The organism is Stenotrophomonas sp. 3diitr2024 (assembly GCF_042136455.1).
Lineage (GTDB): Bacteria > Pseudomonadota > Gammaproteobacteria > Xanthomonadales > Xanthomonadaceae > Stenotrophomonas > Stenotrophomonas sepilia.
In genome coordinates, this window is record NZ_JBHHMJ010000551.1 from 1 (window position 1) to 4,721 (window position 4,721).

General features: G+C 68.1%; 5 protein-coding genes. 1 reads left to right on the plus strand and 4 read right to left on the minus strand.

Annotation, left to right across the window (positions count from 1 at the left end):
* Nucleotides 1-62: 62 nt before the first annotated feature.
* The 3 genes from ABGA94_RS14070 to ABGA94_RS14080 form a co-directional block, all read right to left on the minus strand.
* Nucleotides 63-1,070 (minus strand): cyclase family protein, encoded by a 1,008-nt coding sequence (locus ABGA94_RS14070; protein WP_005417066.1) that lies wholly within the window; start codon nucleotides 1,068-1,070, stop codon nucleotides 63-65.
* Between the two features lie 36 nt (nucleotides 1,071-1,106).
* Nucleotides 1,107-1,757, minus strand: a complete 651-nt coding sequence (locus ABGA94_RS14075) for a DsbA family protein (protein WP_053499638.1) — start codon at nucleotides 1,755-1,757, stop codon at nucleotides 1,107-1,109.
* A gap of 92 nt (nucleotides 1,758-1,849) precedes the next feature.
* Nucleotides 1,850-2,800, minus strand: a complete 951-nt coding sequence (locus ABGA94_RS14080) for a LysR family transcriptional regulator (protein ID WP_181357029.1) — start codon at nucleotides 2,798-2,800, stop codon at nucleotides 1,850-1,852.
* A gap of 128 nt (nucleotides 2,801-2,928) precedes the next feature.
* On the opposite strand from ABGA94_RS14080, the gene ABGA94_RS14085 reads away from it, so the two are divergent.
* Nucleotides 2,929-3,819, plus strand: a complete 891-nt coding sequence (locus ABGA94_RS14085) for a sterol desaturase family protein (RefSeq protein ID WP_375367580.1) — start codon at nucleotides 2,929-2,931, stop codon at nucleotides 3,817-3,819.
* Nucleotides 3,820-3,828: 9 nt separating this feature from the next.
* Here ABGA94_RS14085 and ABGA94_RS14090 read toward each other — a convergent pair whose 3' ends face one another.
* Nucleotides 3,829-4,533, minus strand: coding sequence for a helix-turn-helix domain-containing protein (locus tag ABGA94_RS14090; protein WP_069138260.1), 705 nt, complete (start codon nucleotides 4,531-4,533; stop codon nucleotides 3,829-3,831).
* Between the last annotated feature and the right edge of the window lie 188 nt (nucleotides 4,534-4,721).

Below are 4,721 nucleotides of genomic sequence, written 5' to 3' on the forward strand. Positions count from 1 at the left end.
CGGTGCCGACCAAGGTCGGCACCCACCCGGCATGGCCCGTTGCTACCCGGGGATGCCCCTGGTTACGGGCGCACCGGCAGCGCCACCGGGCGCAGCGGCGCGGCATCGCCACCGCGGATCTTCAGCGGGCCGCCGATGAAGGCGAATTCGTAGACCTTGTCGCGGGCCAGTTCGTCCAGCGCCACCAGCTCGATGATCGGCGCACCCTGCTGAGCCAGCAGGTAGGTGTGCAGCGGTACGTAATCGTCGGGCACCTCCGAGGGGAAGGTCTCGAAGCTGAGGTTGTCGGCACCGACGATCATCGCGCCGCTGTCTTCCACCAGGAAGCGTGCCGCGTCCAGGCCCATGCCCGGCGGGTTGGCCATGTAGGCCCTGGGCTGCTCGAACAGGCGCATGCGGCCGGTGCGGATCAGCACCACGTCACCCTGCTGCAGTTTCACCTTCTGGCGTGCCAGCGCATCCTTCAGGTCCTGGCGGGTGACGCGGTAGCTGTCCGGCAGCATGTCCACGCCCTTGGCGCCGGCCACGTCGATCAGCACGCCACGCGCGATCAGCGGCGGGAATTTCTCGATGCCGGTGACATTCCAGCCGCGGTCGCCGAGGTGCTTGTCGGCCTCAAAGCCGTTCCAGATCTTCCCGTGGATGCCGAAGTGGTTCAGCGCATCGATGTGGGTGCCGGTGTGGCTGTACATCGAGAACGCGGTGCCGGTGTAGCTGCGGGTGAGGTTCATGGCCTCGCCCACGCCCATCGGATCGTCCATCACTGTGCCGCGCGGGGTGTGGGTCATCCAGAACTGGTAGTGCGGGTCGCCGGCATCCTGCCAGCTGGGCATGCCGACGTAGTAGTCGGTGGCCAGGTCATAGGCCTTGCCGCCGCTGACCCGCGACAGGATCGCCGCACGCGAGGCTTCGGTGATCAGGTTGAGGCGGCCGATCTCGTCCTTCGGCCCCCACGGGCTGGTGCCGACCTGCTGGCCGGAGGGAACGCGTTCGTGCGCGGACACGGTGGTGGACGCGGCGGTGGCGGCCAGCAGCAGGGCCAGCGCGGTGGACAGGGTACGTGGGGTCATGGGGAAATCTCCTTGCAGGGTGGGGGAGGGGGCGGCTCAGGCCGCGACCAGGGGCGCCAGGGCCTGGCGCAGGTGTGGGAGCGGCAGGGTCTGCAGGCGCAGGCCGTTGCCGCCGATCACGGTGGGGATGGAGCGGATGCCGAGCGCGGCAGCTTCGGCGCGATCGGCCTGCACGCGCTGGCGCACCGCGTCGCTGCGCATGTGGTCAGCGAAGGCGCCACGTGGATGGCCCAGCGATTCGGCAATATCCAGCAGCACTTCGGCATCGCCGATGTTGCGGTGCTGGTGCAGGTGCGCCCATTGCACCGCGTCGAACATCGCGCCATGGGCATCATTGCCACCGATCAGCCCTGCGGTCTGGCAGGCCAGTGCGCCGAGCCAGCCGGACGGATACTCGAAGTCCTGTGCGCGCATGCCTTCGATATCGATGCGCGCGATGTCTTCATGCGCGGCGCAGTCGGTCCAGTGGCGCAGGATGATCGCCTTGGCGCGCGCCATCGAGCCGAACACCTCGACCATCTGCGCGCGCGAGTCCTGCAGCACGAAGCTGCGGTGGCGCACCTGGATGCCGAGTTCGGCGGAGACCTGCTGCAGGCGCGGGGCCAGCACGAAGCACCAGCCGCAGACCACGTCGTGGAAGAAATCGACCACCGGCGCTGCGGTGGCGGGGGAAGGAACGGGAGACATCTGCCTGCCATCGGTGAGAGGAGAGGCGGCAGAGTAGGCAGCGCGGCGTGGCCGAAACAGCACGCTGCGGACAGCTCAGTTTTCGCTGGCGGTTACGAATCCAGGCCGGCGCAGCCGGGCAGCTCGGCGTGCAGGAAGTCGATGAAGGCACGCACCTTGGGCTGCAGGTGGCGCGAGGTGGGGTAGACCGCATGCACGAAGCGCGGCGGATAGCGGTGGTCGGGCAGCACCTGCTGCAGTTCGCCCCGCGCCAATGCCGGCGCGGCCAGGAACGAAGGCAGGGCGCCGATGCCCATGCCCGCCACCAGCAGGTCACGCAGCAGCAGGCTGTTGTTGACGGTCACGCGTGCCGGAAGGGTGATCGTCACCTGGCCATCCGGGCCGAGCAGCGGCCAACTGCCCGGTGAGTCGGACAGGCTGTAGGCCAGCACGCTATGGGCCTGCAGATCCCCTACTGCCTGCGGTGCCGGATGCTGCCGCAGGTAGGACGGCGCCGCGCACAGCACCTGCTGCAGCGAGGCCAGCCGGCGTGCCACCAAGCGTGAATCATCCAGCTCGGCACGCAGCCGCAGCGACACATCGAAACCCTCACCGACTGCATCGAGCAGGCGATCTTCCATCACCAGGTCCAGCGACAACTGTGGATGCTGCTGCAGGAAGCGCGGCAGCAGCGGCGACAGCGTGCTCAGTGCGAATGACTGCGGCGCGTTCACGCGCAGGCGCCCGGCCACCTCGCCGCGCTGTTCGGCGATGCCGCGTTCCAGCGCTTCCAGCTCGTCGAGCAGGCGGCAGCATTCGCGGTAATAGGCGTGGCCGGTTTCGGTCAGGCTCATGCGCCGCGTGGTCCGCTGCAGCAGTACCACGCCCAGATGCGCTTCCAGCGTGCGCAGCTGTTTGCTGAGCCCGGCGGGCGACATGCCCAGGTCTTCGGCGGCACGGGCCAGCCCGCCGCGTTCGACGATGCGGCGGAAGGCACGCATCAGGTTGAAGGAATCCATGCCGGTCCCGGGCGCGATGAGGGCGCCATTGTAGATCCACGCCATGCGTGGATGCAGGAAACGCGGTGCGGGCCAGGGCAGTCTCTCTGCGGGGGCGCGGGTTGCGCCGTTTGTTCAAGCCGGCAACCCGCACGTGGCGCCAGCATGCAGGCCCCTCATTTCCCGGGTTGCCCATGAAACACTGGATCCTGCGCCTGTATGCCCCGCTGTTCCTGCTTGGATTCGTCGCCACTGCCGTCGTCTGGGTCGGCCACTGCCATGGCGATCCGTTGTGGCTGCTGGCCCTGCTGGCGATCGCCATTGCGGTTTCGTTCGTCGCCGAGCGCGCCTGGCCGTATGACCCTGCGTTCAACCGCGACCACGGCGACCGTGTGCGTGATGCCCTGCACGCGCTGGTCAACGAGAGCCTGAACCTGCTATCGATCGCCGCGGTGCCGCTGCTGGCGGCGATCATTCCGTGGCAGGTCTGGCCGCTGCAGTGGCCGTTCGCACTGCAGCTACTGGTGGCGATCATCGCTGCCGATCTCGGCATCACCCTGGTGCACTACGCCAGCCATCGCATCGGCTGGCTATGGCGCCTGCATGCCGTGCATCACAGCGTGACCCGCATGTATGGCTTCAACGGGCTGATGAAACACCCACTGCACCAGGCCGCCGAAGCGGTGGGCGGCGTGCTGCCGCTGCTGCTGTTGGGCCTGCCGATGCCGGTGGCTGCGGTGCTGGCGTTTGCCATCGCCATCCAGCTGCTGCTGCAGCACTCCAACGTGGACATGCGCCCGGGTGTGCTGGGCCGGGTGATGGCGTGGGCACCGCTGCATCGCTTCCATCACATACGTTACGGCACCGCCGGTGACGTCAACTTCGGCCTGTTCCTGACCGTCTGGGATCACCTGCTGGGGACCGCCTTCGATGCGCCGGGCTATCGACTGCAGCAACGCGACCTCGGCATCGGCAGCCAACCTGACTATCCACGCGATTACGCGGGGCAGCTGCTGGCGCCGTTTCGTGAACTGCCGCATGGCGAGGTGCCGGAGCTGCCCGAAGGCCTGCGCAGGCGTGGGTGATCGGCCGTGTCAGGTCGCGCGCAACTGCAGGCCCTGCAGCTGTGCGGCACCGATGCCGAACATGCGGCGCAGGCTGCGCGAGAGATGGGCCAGGTCGGCGAAGCCGGCGGCATGCGCGCTGGCGGTCAGACTGTGCCCCTGCAGGTGGTGCGCGAGCGCGGTACGCAAACGCTGCCACAGCACCCAGCCGCGCAGGGTCACCGCCAGGTCGGACTGGAAACGCCGGTGCAGCTGGCTGGTCGACAGGTGCGCGGCTCCGGCGATGTCGGCAGCCGGCACCGGGCCAGGCAGGTAGTGGCTGATGCGGGCCAGCGCCGCCTCTACCCGCCGGTCCAGTGGCTGCGCGCGGCTCAGCCGTGGCAGCCAGCGGTGCAGCCCGGCCGCAGTGCCGGGCAACGCGTACAGATGCTGCTGGATCTGTTCGAGGTCGGCATGCGCCGGCTCAAGGAACACCGTGCAGCCCGCGTCCGGTGCAGACAGGATCGCGTGCGGCCGGAACGACGGCACCCACAGCCGTTGGCCCTGCTGGCGCACACCGTCGATCTCGACGTGCCAGGGAGTGGCTTCGCTCAACAGCAGCTGATGGGCATAGTGCGCGTGTACATCGCTGTCACCGGCACGCCCCTGCAACACGGCTACGTGAGCATCCAGCAGCAGCGTGCCATTCCAGGGCAGGGCGGGGGAGGGCATGACGGGATTGTAGATCCACACCATGCGTGGATGAATCTCCATCGAAATCGAGTAATTCGACGATTGATCGAAGAGCATCCACGCATGGCGTGGATCTACTGCAGATTGCGACGGATTGTCGAAGGCGGTGTGGGTCCGGTTGCGGGGGCGTGAGCGCCATGGATGGCGCGACCGAGCCTCCAGGGACGGATTCACGGCGTCCCCCGCAACCG

Bases quoted from the DNA above. Each gene is read 5' to 3' on its own strand.
- ABGA94_RS14070 (WP_005417066.1), bottom strand. From the start codon at position 1,070: ATGACCCCACGTACCCTGTCCACCGCGCTGGCCCTGCTGCTGGCCGCC.
- ABGA94_RS14085 (WP_375367580.1), top strand. From the start codon at position 2,929: ATGAAACACTGGATCCTGCGCCTGTATGCCCCGCTGTTCCTGCTTGGA.
- ABGA94_RS14080 (WP_181357029.1), bottom strand. From the start codon at position 2,800: ATGGCGTGGATCTACAATGGCGCCCTCATCGCGCCCGGGACCGGCATG.
- ABGA94_RS14075 (WP_053499638.1), bottom strand. From the start codon at position 1,757: ATGTCTCCCGTTCCTTCCCCCGCCACCGCAGCGCCGGTGGTCGATTTC.
- ABGA94_RS14090 (WP_069138260.1), bottom strand. From the start codon at position 4,533: ATGGTGTGGATCTACAATCCCGTCATGCCCTCCCCCGCCCTGCCCTGG.